The 19,125-nt window shown below is 60.2% G+C and carries 18 protein-coding genes; 8 read left to right on the top strand and 10 right to left on the bottom strand.

From position 1 onward, the window contains the following. The 8 genes from HX898_RS17990 to HX898_RS18025 form a co-directional block, all read right to left on the bottom strand. Positions 1-858, bottom strand: a complete 858-nt coding sequence (locus HX898_RS17990) for an ABC transporter permease (protein ID WP_062940577.1) — start codon at positions 856-858, stop codon at positions 1-3. Positions 859-861: 3 nt separating this feature from the next. Next, positions 862-1,866 (bottom strand): ABC transporter permease, encoded by a 1,005-nt coding sequence (locus HX898_RS17995; protein WP_003554064.1) that lies wholly within the window; start codon positions 1,864-1,866, stop codon positions 862-864. Between the two features lie 112 nt (positions 1,867-1,978). Continuing rightward, on the bottom strand, positions 1,979-3,883 hold the full coding sequence (locus HX898_RS18000; RefSeq protein WP_180195288.1) for an ABC transporter substrate-binding protein: 1,905 nt from the start codon (positions 3,881-3,883) through the stop codon (positions 1,979-1,981). 187 nt (positions 3,884-4,070) lie between these two features. Beyond that, positions 4,071-5,579: an alpha-N-arabinofuranosidase gene (locus HX898_RS18005; RefSeq protein WP_180195289.1), complete on the bottom strand. Its 1,509-nt coding sequence runs from the start codon at positions 5,577-5,579 to the stop codon at positions 4,071-4,073. Positions 5,580-5,789: 210 nt separating this feature from the next. Beyond that, positions 5,790-6,716, bottom strand: coding sequence for an ArsR family transcriptional regulator (locus HX898_RS18010; protein ID WP_171598072.1), 927 nt, complete (start codon positions 6,714-6,716; stop codon positions 5,790-5,792). 111 nt (positions 6,717-6,827) lie between these two features. After that, positions 6,828-7,250: a type II toxin-antitoxin system VapC family toxin gene (locus HX898_RS18015; protein ID WP_180195290.1), complete on the bottom strand. Its 423-nt coding sequence runs from the start codon at positions 7,248-7,250 to the stop codon at positions 6,828-6,830. Further along, the gene (locus HX898_RS18020) at positions 7,247-7,495 is read right to left on the bottom strand and encodes a plasmid stabilization protein (protein ID WP_180195291.1); all 249 of its coding nucleotides are present in this window, start codon (positions 7,493-7,495) and stop codon (positions 7,247-7,249) included. The genes HX898_RS18015 and HX898_RS18020 overlap by 4 nt, the downstream gene beginning before the upstream one ends. Positions 7,496-7,620: 125 nt before the next feature. Then, entirely contained in the window at positions 7,621-8,910 is a 1,290-nt protein-coding gene (locus HX898_RS18025; RefSeq protein WP_180195292.1) for a cytochrome c peroxidase, read from the bottom strand. 198 nt (positions 8,911-9,108) lie between these two features. On the opposite strand from HX898_RS18025, the gene HX898_RS18030 reads away from it, so the two are divergent. Continuing rightward, positions 9,109-10,653 (top strand): acid phosphatase, encoded by a 1,545-nt coding sequence (locus HX898_RS18030; RefSeq protein ID WP_180195293.1) that lies wholly within the window; start codon positions 9,109-9,111, stop codon positions 10,651-10,653. Positions 10,654-10,757: 104 nt separating this feature from the next. Here the strand turns inward: HX898_RS18030 and HX898_RS18035 are convergent, their stop codons facing one another. After that, positions 10,758-11,516, bottom strand: coding sequence for an IclR family transcriptional regulator C-terminal domain-containing protein (locus HX898_RS18035; protein ID WP_138389723.1), 759 nt, complete (start codon positions 11,514-11,516; stop codon positions 10,758-10,760). Positions 11,517-11,675: 159 nt separating this feature from the next. Between HX898_RS18035 and HX898_RS18040 the strand changes: the two genes are divergently transcribed. The 4 genes from HX898_RS18040 (at position 11,676) to HX898_RS18055 (ending at position 14,858) form a co-directional block, all read left to right on the top strand. Then, positions 11,676-12,383 carry a 3-oxoacid CoA-transferase subunit A gene (locus HX898_RS18040; protein ID WP_180195294.1) on the top strand — a complete coding sequence of 236 codons (708 nt, stop codon included), beginning with the start codon at positions 11,676-11,678 and terminating at the stop codon, positions 12,381-12,383. After that, positions 12,380-13,084 (top strand): 3-oxoacid CoA-transferase subunit B, encoded by a 705-nt coding sequence (locus tag HX898_RS18045; RefSeq protein ID WP_180195295.1) that lies wholly within the window; start codon positions 12,380-12,382, stop codon positions 13,082-13,084. Before HX898_RS18040 ends, HX898_RS18045 begins: the two co-directional genes overlap by 4 nt. 9 nt (positions 13,085-13,093) lie before the next feature. Beyond that, positions 13,094-14,299, top strand: a complete 1,206-nt coding sequence (gene pcaF, locus HX898_RS18050; RefSeq protein ID WP_180195296.1) for a 3-oxoadipyl-CoA thiolase — start codon at positions 13,094-13,096, stop codon at positions 14,297-14,299. Between the two features lie 76 nt (positions 14,300-14,375). Then, the gene (locus HX898_RS18055) at positions 14,376-14,858 is read left to right on the top strand and encodes a GNAT family N-acetyltransferase (protein WP_180195297.1); all 483 of its coding nucleotides are present in this window, start codon (positions 14,376-14,378) and stop codon (positions 14,856-14,858) included. On the opposite strand, the gene HX898_RS18060 is transcribed toward HX898_RS18055, so the two are convergent. After that, positions 14,859-15,767, bottom strand: coding sequence for a LysR family transcriptional regulator (locus HX898_RS18060; protein ID WP_180195298.1), 909 nt, complete (start codon positions 15,765-15,767; stop codon positions 14,859-14,861). Positions 15,768-16,011: 244 nt separating this feature from the next. Between HX898_RS18060 and HX898_RS18065 the strand changes: the two genes are divergently transcribed. The 3 genes from HX898_RS18065 to HX898_RS18075 are packed head-to-tail and all read left to right on the top strand — an operon-like array spanning position 16,012 to position 19,123. Beyond that, positions 16,012-17,304 carry a sugar ABC transporter substrate-binding protein gene (locus HX898_RS18065; RefSeq protein ID WP_180195299.1) on the top strand — a complete coding sequence of 431 codons (1,293 nt, stop codon included), beginning with the start codon at positions 16,012-16,014 and terminating at the stop codon, positions 17,302-17,304. Positions 17,305-17,306: 2 nt separating this feature from the next. Next, the gene (locus HX898_RS18070; protein WP_138389717.1) at positions 17,307-18,269 is read left to right on the top strand and encodes a sugar ABC transporter permease; all 963 of its coding nucleotides are present in this window, start codon (positions 17,307-17,309) and stop codon (positions 18,267-18,269) included. Beyond that, positions 18,266-19,123, top strand: coding sequence for a carbohydrate ABC transporter permease (locus HX898_RS18075; RefSeq protein WP_180195300.1), 858 nt, complete (start codon positions 18,266-18,268; stop codon positions 19,121-19,123). Before HX898_RS18070 ends, HX898_RS18075 begins: the two co-directional genes overlap by 4 nt. Positions 19,124-19,125: the final 2 nt, after the last annotated feature.

Below are 19,125 nucleotides of genomic sequence, written 5' to 3' on the forward strand. Positions count from 1 at the left end.
CTAACTTCCCATCCGGTTCAGCCGGCTGCGCGGATCATTGTATTCGTTCATCGACATGGACAGCAGGAAGAGCGCCAGGAAGAGGACGACGATGACGGCGACGGGGGCGGCCACCCACCACCATATGCCTGATATCAGCGCCGAATGCGCATTGGCCCAATAGATCATCATGCCCATGGTCGGCGTCTCGATATCGGTGAAGCCCAGCACCGACAGGGTGATCTCCATGCCGATCGACCAGATCATGTTGTTCATCGTGGTGGCAAAGACGATCGGCAGAACATAGGGCAGGTGCTCCTCGACGAGGATCTTGCGCATGCTCATGCCGGAATAGACGCTCTGGGTGGTGAAGGATCTCGTCTTCAGGCTGATCGCCACCGAACGGATGAGGCGTGCATCATAGGACCAGCCGAGCGCGGCCATGATGACGATCAGCGCCGTCCAGGTCATGCTGTCCTTCAGCACGAAATAGAACAGGATCAGCAGCGGAAATTGCGGGATGACCATGACGCTGTCGTTGATGGCCATCAGCACCCGGTCGACCGCGCCGCCGGCATAACCGGCGACGAGGCCGACGACCAGCGAGATGATGCGTGAAATGAAGGCGACGCCGATGCCGAAAAACAGGGTGTTGCGAAGCGCGGTCGTCAGTTGCCAGAAAACGTCCTGGCCGCGCGACGTCGTGCCGAGCCAATATTCGCCATCGGGCGGCATATCGGGCGGCAGAAGATAGATGTCGGTGGCGCCGTAAGGCGAGAAATAGGACACCACTATCAATGCGACGATGACGGCAAAAAGCAGCAGGCCGCAGAGGAATTCCATATTCTGGCGCGCGAGGTCGCGGACGATCGTAAACATGCTCTATTCCACCTTGATGCGCGGGTCGATCAGCGGGCTCAGAATGTCGATGATGAAGACGGCGGCGGCGACGCCGACAATCGACAATGCGCTGAGGCCGAGCACCAGGCTGTAGTCGCCGGCATGCACCGCTTCGATCAGCAGGTTGCCGATGCCCGGATAGCCGAAGACGATTTCGGTAATGACCGTGCCGTTGAAGATCGCGCCGAGCGACATGGCAAGCCCGGTGAACTGCGGCACCATGGCATTGCGGGCGATATAAGAGCGCAGGATCTTCCGCTTCGGAACGCCGCCGAGTTCGGCGAAGACGACGTAATCCTCGGTGATGATGTTGGAAACGAGCGCGCGCATGCCGATCAGCCAGCTGCCGGCGCCGACCATGATCAGCGACAACGCCGGCAGGATCGAGTGTTTCAGGATATCGAAGACCAATGCGAAGGAGAGGTCCAGATTGGCGTTCATCTCGTAACCGCCATTGATCGGCAGCACCGGCCAGAGATAGCCGAAGACAATCAGCAGCACGAAGGCCAGGATGTAATAGGGAATGGGAAGCAGGGCGATGAAGACGAGGCTGACGGCCTTCAGCACCATGTCCTTGCGGTAATAGCCGGCGAGCGCGCCGATCGCATTGCCGAGCACAAAGGTGATGAGGGTCGACACCGTCATCAGCCCGATGGTCCAGGGCAGGGACCGCAGGATGATGGTGGAAACGGGGGTGGGAAAAGCCGATAGCGAGGGACCGAGATCACCGGTCGCTAGCCGAAGCCAGAAATGCAGGTATTGCTGCCAGATCGAGCCCTCCATGCCGTAAAGCTCGCGAAGCGACTGGCGCATCAGTTCGATCGCATTCGGATCGGACTGCCCCATCTGCGTGATGGCGCCTATGCTTTCTTCGACCGGATCGATCGGGGTCAGGTGGGTGACGAAGAATGTGATGGTCACGCCAAGAAACACGACAAGCAGAAACTGACCGAACCGCTTCAGCACAAAGATCAGATAGGACGTCATAGGGCGGTGGTTCCTCTCTGGTTCCCTTCACCAAGTGGAAAGGATCGACGGACATGCTACATGCCCGTCGATAGGGGGCCGGCGCGCAACACTCGCGCCGGCGTTGGGAGGATTATTTCGGTTGTGCCGGCTTCAGCTTGACCATCATCAGCCTGGAGTTGGCCCAATTCGGCACCGGATCGGTATAGGGATCTGATATCGTCGGATAACCGGTCCAATAGGTCGTATCCATCGAGGTGAAGACGTTATACGACATCAGCGGGATCGTCGGCATTTCGCGGGCGACCAGCTTCAGATAATCCTTGCCGAGCTCGACGCCCTTGGGATCGTCGGCGCTGATGCCGCGAATGCTTTCGATGATCTTATCGAGCTCCGGATTGCTCCAGCGCTGCCAGTTGCGCGGCGGCTGATTGTCACCCTTCTTGGCCACGAACTGCGAGTGCCAGCTGTCCAGGAAGAACGACAGGTCGGGATCGCCGCCCCAGGTTTCGACGCTCCAGGCGATCGCCACCTGGAAATCGCCGGGCTGTAGCGCCGTCTGCCAAAGTTTCGCGGCCGGCACGGCTTTGGCGTCGATGCCGAATGCGGCCCATTGCTGTGCAATCAGGGTGCCTGCGCGGGTGAAGACCGAGCGTGTGTCGCCCTCGACCGTCATCCGGATCTTGAAGGGCTGTCCATCCGGGGTCAGCCATTTGCCGCCGGATTTCTTGAAGCCTGCCTTCTCCAGCAGTTCGCCGGCAGCCTTCGGATCCGGTTTCCACCAGCCATAGCCGAAGGCACCGCTGATCGCCTCCGGGTCGGTCGGGATCTGGTCCTTGAACTTCGGCTGCTTGCGCAGGATATCGGCGATCTGTTGCCCGACCGTCGGGTCATAAGGCTTGATCTTGCTCTTGCCGGTATCGATCTCGAAATTCTTCAGCCAATCCTGCATTGGCGCCTGATAGTCCTTCATCGTGGCCGCCGTCGGCGGCACGCCGAGCGCCGACAGCGTCGCAGCGCCGCGGTAGCTCGCCATATCAACGGCCTTGATGTCAATCAGCAGGGCAAGCGCCCAGCGTACATCGGCGTTGTCGAAGGGCGGATTCTGGGTGTTGAAGATCACGGCCGGAAGTGTCGGATCCGGATGGGCGAAGGGAAAGCCCGGGAACCAGGTTTCGATCGTCTTGGATTTTTCCTTCAGCGTGAACATGCCCTCGGGCGTGTTGTCGTGAATGATATCGAGATTGTGCTCGAGCTGAGCGATGGTGCGTTTATCCGGCGGGCCGGGATCGGCATAGGTCACGTATTTCGGGGCCGGCTCGCCGAAGCGGGCAAGCGATGTCCGCTGCCAGTCGTCGCGCTTCTCCCAGGTATACCATTTGCCCTGGGGATCATAGGACTTGAGCTTGTAGGCGCCGAGCGAAACGGGATTGGCGAAATCATAACGAAGCGGATCTTCGACTTTCTCGAAGACATGCTTGGGCATGATCCAGGCGCCGTTCCAGCGAACGGTGAAGATAGCGTGGAAGCGCGAATTGGGCTTCTTCAGCTTGAACACCACAGTCGAGGGGTCGGTCGCCTCGACACTTGCCACCTGCACCGAGAAAGCAGCACTCCAGATCATGCCGGGGTGATCCATCTGCGTCTTCACGGTATAGACCACGTCGTCTGCCGTGAACTCCACGCCGTCGCTCCAGAAGAGCCCCTTGCGCAGTTTCACGGTCATCTCGGTGAAGTCGGCATTATATTGCGGCTTGTCGGCAGCCAGCGAATTGTCCCAGGTGGCGCCGCCAAGTCCTTGTTCGGGGTCGATATACCAGAGCGTATCCATGGTCAGCTGCTGCAGGCCGGTCGAAACGCCGCCGCCGCCATTGACCCAGATGTTGAACCAGCCGGGATTTTTGATCGTCCCTTCCGGATTTTCGACGATGAGCGTCTCCTTGCGCGGCAAGGAGGTATAGTCATCGGCCTTGGCCGTCGCTGTCAGGCCGAGTGCGGCCAGCGCGACGCCAAATGCGAGCCTCTTCCACTGTTGCATGAACTCCTCCCTAGAAAGCGACGATACGGCGGCCGCAAAGGCACGCATGGGCACGTCGCGGTTGTCGGTTCGCAGAAGCGTCAGGACTTGAACAGTCAGGTCCGGGACCTCAGTGAACCATCCCTCCGGCTCCCTGCCTCCTCGCAGCGAGCCAAATATCTTCAGCCGGAACGTCCGGCGGTAGCTGTCACACCGACAGCCGGATGACGTTGTAGGAGAACGGTTTCAGCGCCGACCGCAGCCGTCCATCCTCAATCTTTCCACTCTCGACATTGACGGGAACGACCGTCTTTGGCCGCGCTGCCGTGTTGACGGCTTCCAGCTCACCGTGGGTCATCTCCACCTGCTCGATCACCCGGGCATTTCCGAAGCCTTCCAGCCGCACATCGAGATCGAGCGCCGTGCTCGGATGGCGGTTGACGGCAAAGAAAGTCAGGGTCTTGCCGTCCTCGGAATGGACGGCAGATACGTCGAGATAGGGGACATCATTCTCCTCGTCGCTGTCATAGGTCGGGCCATCGACGACCAGCTGCAGCGCCGTTCCACGGCCATATCTGGAGGCGTAGTAGAACGGATAATAGATAGTCTGGCGCCAGGCCGCACCGCCGTCCTCGGTCATGATCGGGGCAATGACGTTGACGAGCTGTGCGATGCAGGCGATGCGGACGCGGTCGGAACGACGGATGAAGGTGTTCAGGATGCCGCCGACCTGCAGCACGTCCTCGAAATTATAGACGTCTTCCAAGAGATGCGGTGCATCCGGCCACTCGTCGCGCGCCAGGATCTCCTTGTCCTGCTGGTTGGAATGATACCAGACATTCCATTCGTCGAAGGAAATGCCGATCGTCTTCTTCGAGCGTTTTTTCGCCTTGATGTAGTCGATCACGCCGCCGATCGTGGTGATGTAGCGGTCGAGCTTCGTCGCGCGGGCGAGATAGTTGAGCGTATTTTTCTCGCGGTTGGCAAAATACATATGCAGCGAGATATGGTCGGCGCTGTCATAGCACTGCTCGAGGACCTGCGCTTCCCACTCGGGATAGGTCTTCATGTCGGAATTGGACGAGCCGCAGACCACGAGCTCGAGGGACTTGTCGAAGCCGCGCATGGCCTTCGCCGTCTCATCCGCCAGCCGGCCATATTCATAGGCCGACTTGTGGCCGACCTGCCAGGGACCATCCATCTCGTTGCCGAGGCACCACAATTTGACATCGTGCGGATTGGACCAGCCGTGCTTGCGGCGCAGATCCGACCAGTAGGTGCCGCCGGGATGATTGCAATATTCCAGGAAATTGCGGGCGGCATCCAGGCCGCGTGATCCGAGATTGACGGCGAGCATCGGCTTGGTATTCGCCTTCTTGCACCAGTCGACGAATTCATTGACGCCGATCTGGTTGGCTTCGCGGGTGCGCCAGGCAAGGTCGAGGCGCACCGGGCGCTCGGCACGAGGGCCGACGCCGTCCTCCCAATTATAGGCCGAGACGAAGTTGCCGCCGGGATAGCGGCAGTATGGCGTGTCGAGCTCACGGACCAGATCGAGGACATCCTGCCGGAATCCGTCCTCATCGGCCGTCGGGTGTCCGGGCTCATAAATGCCCCCGTAGATCGCCCTGCCGAGATGCTCGAGAAATGAACTGTAGAGCCTGGAATCAATGCTCGCGATGCGGAAATCGCGGTGAACCACAACGTTCGTCTTCAACGGATCCTCCCGTTTATATATCAGAAATTTTGTTTTCTTGCCTCTAACTTGATATCAGGAATGTTGTTCTGTCAACCGCGTTGCGGTTTTAATCATACTAATGTGGTGATGATAAAAAATTGTTTTATTACAAATGTTTGACCGATTTTATCGGTCGTCAAAACTGGAAATAAGCGTGATATGTAAATCAAGATTTCCGATTTTGATATTTCAGACGTGCAGCCGCATGATGATGTCGCGTCCGTGATTTCCGAAGCCACGGCCGAATATATTGACGCCGCCAGTATGGCCGGCATTCTCCGCGATGCCGACCCGGAGCCGGATGGAAGAGTGCTGCGTAAGGGCGAGATCGCTGAGCGTGACATTCGAGGCGGCGACACCGTCGATGAAGGTTCCGCGCGTGGAGATACGCCAGGTCTTCATCATACCATATTGCGAGCCCTCAAGCTTCCACCATGCCGGAGTGAAGGCGCCGCGCTTGTCGCCATAGTCGCCGGGCGACGTCCAGGTGCCGATCGCCATTCCGTTGACCCAGAGCGTTATATCCGACGGCCAGTCCGGATTGGTGCCGGGCACTTCCGACGACAGCTCCAGCGAAAATTCGATGGCGCGGATATCCTTGTTCAACACCTTGGCGTTGTTGGGGAATTTATATTCCACATAGCCCCTGCCGAACCAGACGAGCCCGGCCTGCATGCGCTGCGGATCGAGAAAATAGTCGGGCACGTCGAGAGGGCCGATGACGCTCTCGGTGGAGCAAAGACCGCACGGCGCATGCACGTCGCAACTGGTGTAGAGCCCAACCGGCATCTCGACTTCGATGATATTGTTGGCCCTTTGGGCCGCACTTTCCTCAAAGCTGATCAGAATTTCGCTGTAGATCGCCGAGCAGATCTTCTGGTTTCCCTTGCGCGCCTTCGTCAATTGGGAATCGACAAGCCGGGCGTCTTCCAAAATCTGGATCCCGGTGGCGACGGTCGATTGAGGCAGCGAAAGAGCACGCGCGATATCGTTGATATTCATCGGCCCTTTGGCGCAAAGCAGCTTGAGCATCTCGAGCCGCGCCGGCGCCGAAAGCGCGCGTATCGCATCATTATTCTCGCCGGCGGCAATCGTCAAAAACGAGCGTTCCATCATTCCCCCAGTATTTCCGATGAAATGATGTATATCGGAAATTATGATACATCAAGTGGGAATGCTTAGGTCGTGGCTGACTTAGATGGTTTAGAATTCTGCGATGCGAGGGACTTAGAGATCCTTCCACGGATTGATGATCTGCAAGCCGATTCCCTCGAAATCGGACACATTGCGCGTTGCGAGTGAAGCGCCGCGCGAGATGGCGATGGCTGCGATCTGCGCATCGAACTGGCTGATCGGCCTGCCAGCCTTGCGGCGATCAGTGGCAATGATGGCGTAGACGTCTGCCGCGTCACGATCGAATGGCAGGACACGGCCACTCATGTCCTCATGGAATATTGGCAGGACTGCTGCCTCGAGATCATTCCGACGTCGTCCGTGAGGAAGGAGGCGTAAGCCATATAGAATTTCCGCTTCGGTAATCGCGGTCGTGAACACCGATAGTGGATGTTGTGCCCTGAGCCATTCGATTACAGCCACATTCGGCGCCGGCGTGAGCAGTTCCGAAATGACGTTGGTATCGAGAACGATCACGCGTCAAAGTCCGGCGCGTCCCGGATCGGCTGCCGGGGCGGAATTTCGAGCTCAACCCCTCCGACCGATTTCAAGCGGGCGCGAATGGTATCGGCGAGATTGCGCGCCACCGGCTCGGTAGTCGCAAGTGCCGTACGCAGAATATCGCGTGCTTCGTCTTCCATTGACCGGCCATGCGTGGCGGCGCGAACGCGCAGCCGTTGCTTCAATCCATCATCGAGATTGCGGATCGTCATGCTGGCCATCATTGCCTCCATTCATCAATGACAGCATATAAATCATTGATTGCATATTCTCAAGCAACGGTCCCGAGATGTGTTTCCGTTCTCAGCCTGGCAGGTCCACAACAAGAGTGGTCCGCCGGCCCGGGTCAATGCCCGCTCGCCTCAGGCTGCAGGTCGGCATCGGTCAGGGTTCCGAGAAAGGCGACGATGTCGTCGATTTCGGGATCGGTGAGGGCGGGCGCGTCGCCCGGCTTCCGGCCAAAAGGCGGATCCTGGTTGAGATTGTCCCAATAGGCCTGCGGCAGGTCGTCATATTTGCGGACGGTGCCGCCTGAATTTTTGGGATACCAGCGGCCGGGATCGCTGTCGCGCGTCGCATAGAAGGAGACGACGTCGCGCAGCGAGTGGAAATAGCCGTTGTGGAAGAAGCTCTGCTTCAGCGCGACATTGCGCAGTGTCGGGGTGCGGAACAGGCCGCAATAGTCGCTACGTCCGGCAAAGTCGGTGCGCTGAGGGCCGCAAAGACCGAGATCGTGATAGTTGGGATCGTTGTTGGCCGGGATCGCCATGTTGCGGGGTGCGGCGAGCCCGAGGAAGCCGAAATCGGAAAATTGCGGCGGCTCGCCGTCATTGGCAGGTTCGCTTAAGTGACAGCTCGAACAATTGCCCTTGGCCGGATCCTCGAACAGTTGTCGTCCGTGCAACTCCTGCGCCGTCAGCGTTGCCTTGCCGGCGAGAAAGGCATCATAGCGGCTGGAATAGGGATAGAAATCCGGGCCGCTCTGCTCGAAGGTGGCGAGCGCCTCGGTGGCGGCATCGAAGGCATCCTTAGGATTGTCGAACACCGTCTCGCCGAACGCCGCCTTGATGTCGTCGGCATAGGCGGCCTTGCGCAGCTTCGCCACCACCTCGGCGGCATCCTTGTTGCCCATCTCGAAGGGCGAGAGCAGCGGGATCTTCGCCTGATCGGCGCCGTGATCGACCCGGCCGTCCCAGGTCAGGCCGCCCGTCGGGCCATTGTCGACGCTCTCGTCGCCCTCGTCCTCGGAATCGTAATAGTGCTCGGTGAAGGCGGGTACCGCCTGCAAATAACGCAGCGTCGGAACGGCGCGCAGCCCCGGCTGGTCCCCATGTTCGCCGCCCATTTCGACCGGCATGGCCGATGCCGGGCCGAAGGCGTGACGGGGATCATGGCAGGAAGCGCAGGCCTGGAGCCCCGAGGCTGACAGCGACGGATCTGAGAATATCTTGCGGCCAATTGCGCCGAGCATTTCGGCCCGGGCGAAGGCCTCAGTGCGCGACATCGGTCCAGGATGCAGGCCGGCGGCGGTCGCCGCGCTGCTTTGCCGCAGGGGAAAAATGGCAAGACCAAGCGCCATGGCACCCATGCCGACGGCCAGGCCGGACCGCACAAGCCAGATGATCTTCGTCGTCATGATAAGGATTCCAATAAGTTGGCGCTGGTTTCCACCATGATCGAACCTCCTTGCAACAAATTGATGACGGCGATCCTCCTGCGGCATCACGGCAACCCCGGATGTCACAAAGTTGATAGACGGCCGGAATAGCGTCGAAGTGCCCCCGAGCGTTCTCCGCTCCCTCTAGCCAACGCCCCCTAGCCATGAGGTACCCACGTGAAAAGACTGAAACTCCTCCACTCGATCTGTCTCGCCGGATCGGCCATCGTGCCGCTTGCGGTGGCGACGGCAGCTCATGCGGCGCCGGCCGGTTACGACAAGATCGACAATGTCGTCGTCATCTATGCCGAAAACCGCAGCTTCGATAATCTCTACGGCAGCTTTCCCGGCGCCGACGGGCTCTCGAACGCGACGGCCGATCGCGCACGCCAGCTCGACCGCGACGGCCAGCCGCTGTCCGAACTGCCGCCGGCCTGGGGCGGCCTCACCGCCAAGGGTGTCTCGCCTGCCGTCACCGAGGCACAGTCGGCCCATCTCGCCAACGCCTCCTTCGCGATCGACGATCCGCAGGGTTTCGCAGAGGCGCCTTCGGTCATCACCCGCGACCTCTGGCATCGCTTCTACCAGGAGCAGATGCAGATCGACGGCGGCAAGAACGACAAGTTCGTCGCCTGGGCCGATTCCGGCAGCCTCGTCATGGGCCATTACGACGGCTCCATCCTGCCGATGTGGCAGGTCGCCAAGAAATACGTCATTGCCGACAACTTCTTCCAGGGCGCCTTCGGCGGTTCCTTCCTCAACCACTTCGCGCTGGTCTGCGCCTGCACGCCCTATTATCCGGATGCCGACAAAAGCCCGGCCAAGCCCACCATCGCCAAGGTCGACGCGGACGGCACATCGCTGACCGTGGCGGAAAACGCCCCGAAGTCGGCGCTGGAGGGTGCACCCAAATTTGTCTCCGACGGCACGCTGACCCCCGACTTCTACGCCGTCAACACCATGCAGCCGCCCTACCAGCCGAGCGCCAATCCGCCGGCCAAGGACGGTGATGCGGCCTATGCCGATCCGGCGGCCGCAACGACGCTGCCGCCGCAGCATGCAATCACCATCGGCGATCTCCTGTCGCTCAAGGGCGTCAGCTGGGCCTGGTATAGCGGCGCCTGGCAGGCGGCATTGGACGGCAAGAACGCCACCCCGGTGCCGAACTTCCAGTTCCATCACCAGCCGTTCAACTATTTCGCCAATTTCGCGCCCGGTACGCCGGCGCGCGCCGAGCATCTGAGAGACGGCGGCCTTGGCGGCGAAGCCTTCCTCAGGGATATCGACGATGGCAAGCTGCCGGCGGTTTCCTTCTACAAGCCGCAGGGCAACCTCAACGAACATGGCGGTTATGCCGATGTTGCGAGCGGAGACCAGCATCTTGCCGATATCGTCTCCCACCTCGAGAAGAGCCCGCAATGGGGCCATATGCTCGTCATCGTCACCTATGACGAGAATGGCGGCTTCTGGGATCACGTCGCGCCGCCGAAGGCCGATCGCTGGGGTCCGGGCAACCGCATTCCGGCCTTCATCATCTCGCCCTTTGCCAAGGGCGGCATGGTCGATCATAACCAGTACGACACGACGTCGATCATCCGCTTCATCACCGCGCGCTACGATCTGCCGGTGCTGCCCGGCGTCATTGCCCGCGACAAGGCGCTGCGCAATAACGACCAGCCGCCGATGGGCGACCTCACAGCCGCGCTCGACCTGACGCATTGACCGAATACGAACGGCCCCGGCGTTGACCGGGGCTGCTCTGTCACCTTTTTTACGCATTCCGGACGCAAAACCGCTGCGCACTTTTGCTGGAACTGCTTACCCCGTCACCGGCGCAGCAGCGGCCGCAACGCGGCCTGTGTTTCCTTCAGCAGCGGCAAATAACGTTCCTTCATCTCCGCCGCCGGCACGAGGGCGGCCGGTGCGCCGATATTGATCGCCGCGACCGTTTCGCCGCGGTCATTGTCGATAGGCACGGCGATGGAGCAGAGGCCGATCTCCAGCTCCTGATCGATAATGGCGTAACCCTCAGCGCGGACACGGCGGAATTCGGCGATCAGCTCGTCCGGGTCGGTCCTGGTATTTGCCGTGTTTTGCTTCAGCTCGCTGCGGGCAAGGATGGCGCGTGCCTCGCTCTCGGCGAGAGCCGCGAGCAGCACGCGCCCCATCGAGGCGCAGTAGGCGGGCAGGCGGCTGCCGGGGGTCAAATTGATCGACATGACGCGGCGCTGCGAGGCGCGGGCGATATAGACGATGTCGGTGCCGTCGAGCACCGAAGCCGAAGCGCTCTGGCCGGCCTTTTCCGAAAGATGATCGAGATGCGGCTGCAACAGCGCCGGCAGCGGCGTCGCCGCGAGATAGGCATGGCCAAGACGCAGGATCTTCGGCGTCAGCGTGAAGAATTTACCGTCATAATCGGCATAACCGAGCTCGGCAAGCGTCAGCAGCGAGCGCCGCACTGTGGCGCGGTCAAGCTCGGTCAGCTTCGAGGCCTCGGCGATCGACAGGCGCTGGCGTGTTTCGCCGAAGGCCTCGATGACTTTCAGGCCACGGGCGAAGCCGCTGACGAAATCCGTTTCGCGCATGGGTCCGGTTCTCCGATCGATTCATCCACTTTGTGCGATATATGAACAAATGTCAAATAACGCACAAAATTGTTGCCGTCCGGCCCGCTGCGCTTTATCCCTGACGCTCAAAGGACGGGAACCAGTTCCCGGCCGCATCTAGCCAAGGAGAGATCCCGCATGGACAAGACAGTCGGGAGCACGGCGGAAGCCGTCTCTGAGATCGGTGATGGCGCGACCGTCATGATCGGTGGTTTTGGTGGCTCGGGCGCGCCGATCGAGCTTATTCATGCCTTGATCGACAAGGGCTCCAAAGGCCTCACCGTCATCAACAACAATGCCGGCAACGGGCGCATCGGTATCGCTGCGATGATCGATGCCGGCATGGTGCGGAAGATGATCTGCTCTTTCCCGCGGTCGTCGGATCCGCGCGCCTTCACCGATAAATATCTGGCCGGTGAAATCGAGCTCGAGCTGGTGCCGCAGGGAACCCTTGCCGAGCGCATCCGCGCCGGCGGGGCCGGCATTCCGGCTTTCTACACGCCTACCGCCTACGGCACCGAGCTTGCCAACGGCAAGGTCATCGCCGAATTCGATGGCCGCCACTATGTGCAGGAGCGCTGGCTGAAGGCCGACTTCGCGATCGTCAAGGCTGGGATCGGCGATATCCAGGGCAATCTCACCTACAACAAGGCCGGCCGCAACTTTAATCCGCTGATGTGCATGGCGGCGGCGAAGACCATCGTCCAGGTCTCATCCATCGTTCCGGCCGGCGGCATCGATCCCGAGCAGGTGGTGACGCCAGGCATCTTCGTCGACCGTGTCGTCACTGTTCCCAATCCCCAGCAGGAAGAAGAGCTCATTCGAGCCGGAGTGGCCTACGTATGACCATCGATCACAGCTCCATCAACACCCGCGAAGACATCAAGCTTTCCAATGCGCAGATCGCCTGGCGCGCCGCGCAGGACATCGCCGACGGCGCCTATGTCAACCTCGGCATCGGCTTTCCCGAAATGGTCGCCCGTTATCAGCCGCCCGGTCGCCAGGCGATCTTCCACACCGAAAATGGCATCCTGAACTTTGGCGAGCCGCCGGCGGCAGGCGAAGAGGACTGGGATCTGATCAACGCCGGTAAGAAGGCGGTGACGCTGAAGCCGGGTGCTGCCTTCTTCCATCACGCCGACAGCTTCGCCATGGTGCGCGGCGGCCATCTCGACGTCGCGATCCTCGGCGCCTATCAGGTCGCCCAGAGCGGCGACCTTGCCAACTGGCGGGTGGGCAGCAAGGGCGTGCCGGCCGTCGGCGGCGCCATGGACCTGGTGCACGGCGCCAAGCAGGTCTGCGTCATTACCGAGCACGTCACCAAGACAGGCGAGCCGAAGCTGGTGGAGGCATGCACCTTCCCGCTGACCGGCGTCGCCTGCATCACCCGCGTCTATACGAGCCATGCCGTCATCGACATCGTCAAGGGACGCTTCGTCCTGCGCGAGAAGCTGGCCGCGATGTCGCAGGAGGAATTGCAGGCGATGACCGGCGCGCCGCTGCATGTCGACGGGTCGGTTGCCGACCTCGTCGTCCCCAAACTCTAAGGAAAAGCCATGACCGAAGCCTTTATCTGCGACTATCTCAGAACGCCGATCGGCCGCTTCGCCGGCTCGCTGTCCCAGGTGCGCGCCGACGATCTCGGCGCAATCCCGCTGAAGGCGCTGATGCAACGAAATGCCGCCGTTGATTGGGAAGCCGTCGACGATGTGATCTTCGGCTGCGCCAACCAGGCGGGTGAAGACAACCGCAATGTCGCGCGCATGTCGGCGCTGCTCGCCGGCCTGCCGATCGCCGTACCCGGCACGACGATCAACCGGCTCTGCGGCTCCGGCATGGATGCGGTGATCACGGCGGCGCGCGCCATCCGCTCCGGCGAGGCAGAGCTGATGATCGCTGGTGGCGTCGAGAGCATGTCACGCGCGCCCTTTGTCATGCCGAAGGCCGAGACGGCCTTTTCGCGCGCCGCCGAAATTCACGACACGACGATCGGCTGGCGCTTCGTCAACCCGCTGATGAAGAAGCAATACGGCGTCGATTCCATGCCGGAGACCGGCGAGAATGTCGCCGAGGACTACCATGTCAGCCGCGAAGACCAGGATGCCTTCGCGGTGCGAAGCCAGGCGAAGGCGGCCGCCGCCCAGGCAAGCGGACGGCTGGCGAAGGAGATCATCCCGGTGACCATCCCGCAGCGCAAGGGCGATGCTGTTGTCGTCGATAAGGACGAGCATCCGCGCGCGACGACGATCGAAACGCTGGCGAAACTCGCCACACCTTTTAAAAAGGAAGGCGGCACGGTGACGGCAGGCAATGCCTCCGGTGTCAATGACGGGGCCGCCGCACTGATCGTCGCTTCCGAAGCGGCGGCGCGAAAATACGGCCTGACGCCGATCGCCCGCATCCTCGGCGGCGCGGCTGCCGCGGTTCCGCCAAGGGTGATGGGTGTCGGGCCGATCCCGGCCTCACGCAAGCTGATGGCACGGCTCGGCATGACCGCGGACCAGTTCGACGTGATCGAACTCAACGAGGCCTTTGCCAGCCAGGGGCTGGCGGTGCTGCGCGCGCTCGGGATTGCCGATGACGACGCACGCGTGAACCGCAATGGCGGCGCGATCGCGCTTGGCCATCCGCTCGGCATGTCGGGCGCACGCATCACCGGCACGGCGGCACTCGAGCTTCTGGAGACCGGCGGGAAATATTCGCTGTCGACCATGTGCATCGGCGTCGGGCAGGGGATTGCGATAGCGCTTGAAAGGGTTTGAGGTCGGGACGCTTCCGGCTTTTGCCGGAGGCTGCTGACCCGTTGCGCGGCGCGCCCGGTTTCGCTAGAGATCGGGCATGCTGATCCGACTCGCAGACAAGAACGATCGAAGCGCCATCTGGAGGATCATCGGTCCGACGATCCGCGCCGGCGAAACCTATGCGCTCGATCGCGATCTGAGCGAAGCCGATGCGCTCGCCTACTGGATGGGACCGGACCGCGAGACCTTCGTCGCCGAAGAGGATGGCGTGATCCTCGGCACCTATTACATCAAGGCTAATCAGGCAGGCGGCGGCCGGCATGTCTGCAATTGCGGCTACATGACCGATGCCGCCGCGAGCGGCCGTGGCGTCGCCCGGCTGATGCATGAGCATTCCCTGGAGCATGCCCGCTTGCGGGGCTTCCGGGCGATGCAGTTCAATTTCGTCGTCAGCAGCAATGAACGCGCGGTAGGGCTGTGGCAATCTCTGGGCTTCGATATCGTCGGCCGGCTTCCTGGTGTTTTCCTTCATCCGACGCAAGGTTATGTCGATGCATTGGTGATGTTTCGCACGCTTTAATCACGCAGTTTCAGTGAGCGAGAATTCAGGCAACGCCAACAACGGAATCGAACCACGCACCAGACGCAGGAAATCGCGGACCGGGGATTTTTCGAGTGCGCGCGGAAAATAGATTGCGCCCGATTCCTGCACCCGGCCGTGATCCTGGAACATCACGGGTCTGATCCCGAATCCATCGAATAATTTCACAAAGCCGCTGGAGGCGGCCATCACCAGCGGCGAACCCTGCATGATCAACAGAGCCTGCAGCATGGAGTCCACACGTACGGCAAAATCTCGGGTCTGACGCTCGAGCTGACCAGGCCCTTCATCATCTCCGTAACCGGGACTGATCCAGCGCTGACGCAGAAGATCATCGAGGGTGACAGTTGCCGCTTTGGCCAGGTGGTGATCCTTGTCGCAGTAGATGTAGGTCGCCTGTCTTGCCAGGGTTTCGAACTCGACCTGCATGACGGCTTCATATTTGTAGGAGAGCGTTCCGAAGACGAGATCGTAGACGCCGTGCCGCATTCCCTCGAAACGCGTGCCGTCATCGGCTATCTCGACGTGGACGACGACACCCGGATGCGTCCGGCTGAAGGCTTTTATGATCCCCGGCAATATCACGAGCCCCCAAAGATCGCCGGTGGCCACCCGAATAACGGCCTTGGCGCGACCCTGAAGGTGTTCGATCTCTTCTTTCGCTTCATCGAGCGCCGGCAATATCCGCACTGCCCGGCTATAAAGGGCTGAACCGTAAACACTCAATTCGACGCCGGCTCCGGTCCTGTTGAACAGCGGAACGCCGTAGCTGTCTTCGAGTTGCCGGATCGCCCGGGAAAGCGCCGGCTGCGAAATATTCAGCTTCTTGGCGGCACGCGAGATCGATCGCTGGTTTGCCACTTCGACGAATTGGCGTAGCTCCCGCATCTATCTCTCTCCCTATGCGAATTATGCATAACATATAGCATGTTTGCATTTGACCTCAGCGCCATCTGCGCCACATTGTACACAACAATAGTAGACTAATTCGAGCGTGCCAAGTGCTGCGAAAGCCCCAATGGAAGGGAATTTCGTGCTCATGGGCACGTTCTCGACGGACGCCCTACACAGAAGAATAAGCCTTCGACAAGGAAATCGGGGCGCGGGATGGGGATAGAAGGAGGAGGAACCGATGTTTAAAAATAGCATAGGCCGACAGCTGATTTTCGCCGCGACGACGGCGGCGTCGATGATCTTTGCGATCGCTCCATCGGCCGCACAGGACAAGGTCCAACTGACGTTTCGTCAATTCGATCCCCCAACCGAAATTCAAGGCCTGATTGCCGCCGTCGATGCCTGGAATTCCAGTCATCCCGATGTCCAGGTTAAATTGGAGACGATGTCGGGCGGCGACACGCTTGCCCAGTTGGCGCGCGAAATTCCCGCCGGTGCGGGACCGGATGTTCAGCAGCTGGCTTTCGTGTGGACGCGTGATCTGGCGCGATCGAAGCTGCTTCTCGATCTCAGTCCTCTCATCCAATCGAATGCGCCTGGAGCTGGCACCGACGATTTTCTGGCTCTCGACCTCGCCACCCTCGACGATAAGATCTTCGGCCTGCCATGGACGGCAGATACATTCTCGATGGCCTATCGCCCTGATCTCCTGCAGGCAGCCGGTGTCTCAAACTTTCCAGATAGCTGGGATGATCTTGCTGCAACTGCCAAGAAATTGACCACCGAAGGTGGCGGAACTGAACAATACGGTTTCTGCTTCCCCGCAGGCAGCGCACCCGACAGCGGCATGTGGACGCTTGTGAATTATTACCTCTGGAGCAATGGCTCGACCCTGGTCACGGAGGAAAGCCCGGGGAAATGGAAAGTGTCCGTGACGCCCCAGCAACTGGCGGCGGCAATGAACTATTTCAATCAGTTTTTCGTGGATGGAACAGCACCCGAAAACCTCATCACCGTGAATGCGTGGGGCGATCCCGAGCTGATCGGCGGGCTCGGCCGAGGCGATTGCGCGATCACGTTCTTTCCGCCGCAAACCTTCAGGGCCGCCCAGAAACAATCGGACAAGCCCCTGCTGACCGCACCTATTCCGAAAGGGACGGAGAAGCGGATCTCCCATCTTGGCGGACGTGCGCTCGGCATCAATCCCAACACCAAGCATCAGAAGGAGGCCTGGGAGTTCGTCAAATATCTCGTCGGCCCCGAGACCTTCAAAACCTACAACCAATATCCCTCGCAGAAGTCGCTGCTTTCACAGCTCCAGTTTCCTCCGGCCGAGCAGGGCTATGTGACGATGCTGCCATTGGCGCAGACCTTCGAGCGGTACATCTCTTCCCCGATCAAGGTGTCGAGCATGACAGCCCTTATCAATCGCGAGTTCGGCGCCGTATTCTCCGGGCAGCGCAATCCTGATGAGGCTGCGGATGTCATCATCAAGGAACTCAACGACTTGCTCGCCCGCGGCAAGGGCTGACAATGTCTGTTTCCGCAAACCCGGACGGCGCGCTGGCCAAGCGCGTCGAAAGACGAGGATTATTCCGGAGTTGGCATTTCGAGCCTTATGGCCTGGTCATGCCGGCGATGCTCATCCTGGCAATCTTTTTCGCCGGCCCGGCATTCTACAATATTGCGCTGAGCTTTCAGGAACTCAGTCTTTTCGATCTGGGAAAGCCGGGTCAGTGGGTCGGCTTTGCCAACTTTGTCACCGTCCTCAAAGATGAAGGAATTGCCGGCGCGTTGTTCAACACGGCTTTCCTGCTGACATTCGTGACGGTCGTCATTCGACTGGCACTCGGACTTGCGCTCGCCATCCTTCTCAACGCCGAGGTCTTTGCCAGATGGCGCATCGGCTGGCTCGTCCGGTCGCTGGTCCTTGTCCCCTTCGTAACGCCGCCGGTCGTCGCCGTCGCCGCCTGGAAGTGGCTGCTCGACCCCCGCTACGGCGCGGTCAACCAGTTTCTCTTATCGACAGGACTGATCGACAGGGGAATTCCGTTTCTTTCCAGGACGTCGACGGTCTGGGGGGCGGTCGAAACCATGTTGATCTGGCGCGAGCTTCCTTTCGTCATCATCACTTTCCTCGCGGCGCTGCAGTCGATTCCGAGGGAACTGAGGGAAGCGGCCCGCATCGACGGGGCGTCCGAGTTTCAGATACACCTGCGCATCATCCTGCCGATGCTGAAGCCCGTGATCGCGGTGGTCGCGCTGCTGACGACGATCTGGACCTTCAACAATTTCGTCTACGTCTGGCTCGCCACGCGGGGAGGGCCGGGCGATTACACGCAGGTTCTGGCAACGAAGATGTATACGGTTTCGTTTGTCGACTATCGCGTCGGCGAGGGTGCCGCCATCGGCGTTCTGATGAGCTTGATGATGTTCGCCTTTGCGCTCATCTACCTCGGGGTTCTCTCCCGCAGGAAACGGGGAGCGTCGTCATGAATGTTTCGATGGCGCATCGGGCGCGGCATATCAGGTTTGCCAAGGACCTGATCACCGTCATTCTGGGTATCGGCCTGCTGCTGATTTTGGCGTTTCCCTTCATTTGGGTGGTGCTGATTTCCTTCCGCCCGGACAAGGAAATATTCACCCGGACGTTTCAGCTATTCACCAGCATTACCCTGGAAAACTACTACACCCTCCTTCAAAACTCGCCGTTCCCGAACTACCTCAGAAACAGCCTTGTCGTCTGCACGATCTCGACTGTAGCGGCCGTTACCATCTCGCTGATAACCGCCTATGGCTTTTCGCGGAACCGCGATTTCCGCGGCCGCGGCCTATTGCTGATCCTGGTGATCTGCACGCAGCTCTTTCCCTACGTGATCCTGATCACGCCGCTTTATTCGATGTTTTTCGCCGTGGGGCTGATCAACAATCCGCTGAGCCTGGTTCTGTCCTATACGGCGATGAACCTGCCATTCGCCATCTATCTGCTGCTCGGCTACCTCGACACAATTCCCCAGGATCTCGATGAGGCGGCCAAGCTCGACGGCGCTTCGACGATCCAGATCATCTTCAAGGTCATTCTGCCGATCGCCTGGCCGGGTGTGGTGACGGTCGCGGTCAACGCCTTCGTGTCGGCGTGGGATGAATTTCTGTTTGCCCTGACACTGATGACAGCGGACGAAAACAAGACCGTGCCGGTGGGGCTTGCCGGCTTTTTCGGCGAATACACCACGCAATGGAATCTGGTGATGACGGCGTCGGTGATTTCGACGCTGCCGACACTTGTCCTTTTCATGCTGCTTCAGCGAAAGCTCGTCTCCGATCTCGCGGCCGGTGCAGTGAAGCTGTAGCG

The organism is Rhizobium sp. WYCCWR 11128 (assembly GCF_013416305.1).
Lineage (GTDB): Bacteria > Pseudomonadota > Alphaproteobacteria > Rhizobiales > Rhizobiaceae > Rhizobium > Rhizobium indicum.

Bases quoted from the DNA above. Each gene is read 5' to 3' on its own strand.
- HX898_RS17990 (WP_062940577.1), bottom strand. From the start codon at position 858: ATGTTTACGATCGTCCGCGACCTCGCGCGCCAGAATATGGAATTCCTC.
- HX898_RS17995 (WP_003554064.1), bottom strand. From the start codon at position 1,866: ATGACGTCCTATCTGATCTTTGTGCTGAAGCGGTTCGGTCAGTTTCTG.
- HX898_RS18000 (WP_180195288.1), bottom strand. From the start codon at position 3,883: ATGCAACAGTGGAAGAGGCTCGCATTTGGCGTCGCGCTGGCCGCACTC.
- HX898_RS18010 (WP_171598072.1), bottom strand. From the start codon at position 6,716: ATGATGGAACGCTCGTTTTTGACGATTGCCGCCGGCGAGAATAATGAT.
- HX898_RS18020 (WP_180195291.1), bottom strand. From the start codon at position 7,495: ATGGCCAGCATGACGATCCGCAATCTCGATGATGGATTGAAGCAACGG.
- HX898_RS18025 (WP_180195292.1), bottom strand. From the start codon at position 8,910: ATGACGACGAAGATCATCTGGCTTGTGCGGTCCGGCCTGGCCGTCGGC.
- HX898_RS18035 (WP_138389723.1), bottom strand. From the start codon at position 11,516: ATGCGCGAAACGGATTTCGTCAGCGGCTTCGCCCGTGGCCTGAAAGTC.
- HX898_RS18040 (WP_180195294.1), top strand. From the start codon at position 11,676: ATGGACAAGACAGTCGGGAGCACGGCGGAAGCCGTCTCTGAGATCGGT.
- HX898_RS18045 (WP_180195295.1), top strand. From the start codon at position 12,380: ATGACCATCGATCACAGCTCCATCAACACCCGCGAAGACATCAAGCTT.
- pcaF (WP_180195296.1), top strand. From the start codon at position 13,094: ATGACCGAAGCCTTTATCTGCGACTATCTCAGAACGCCGATCGGCCGC.
- HX898_RS18055 (WP_180195297.1), top strand. From the start codon at position 14,376: ATGCTGATCCGACTCGCAGACAAGAACGATCGAAGCGCCATCTGGAGG.
- HX898_RS18060 (WP_180195298.1), bottom strand. From the start codon at position 15,767: ATGCGGGAGCTACGCCAATTCGTCGAAGTGGCAAACCAGCGATCGATC.
- HX898_RS18065 (WP_180195299.1), top strand. From the start codon at position 16,012: ATGTTTAAAAATAGCATAGGCCGACAGCTGATTTTCGCCGCGACGACG.
- HX898_RS18070 (WP_138389717.1), top strand. From the start codon at position 17,307: ATGTCTGTTTCCGCAAACCCGGACGGCGCGCTGGCCAAGCGCGTCGAA.
- HX898_RS18075 (WP_180195300.1), top strand. From the start codon at position 18,266: ATGAATGTTTCGATGGCGCATCGGGCGCGGCATATCAGGTTTGCCAAG.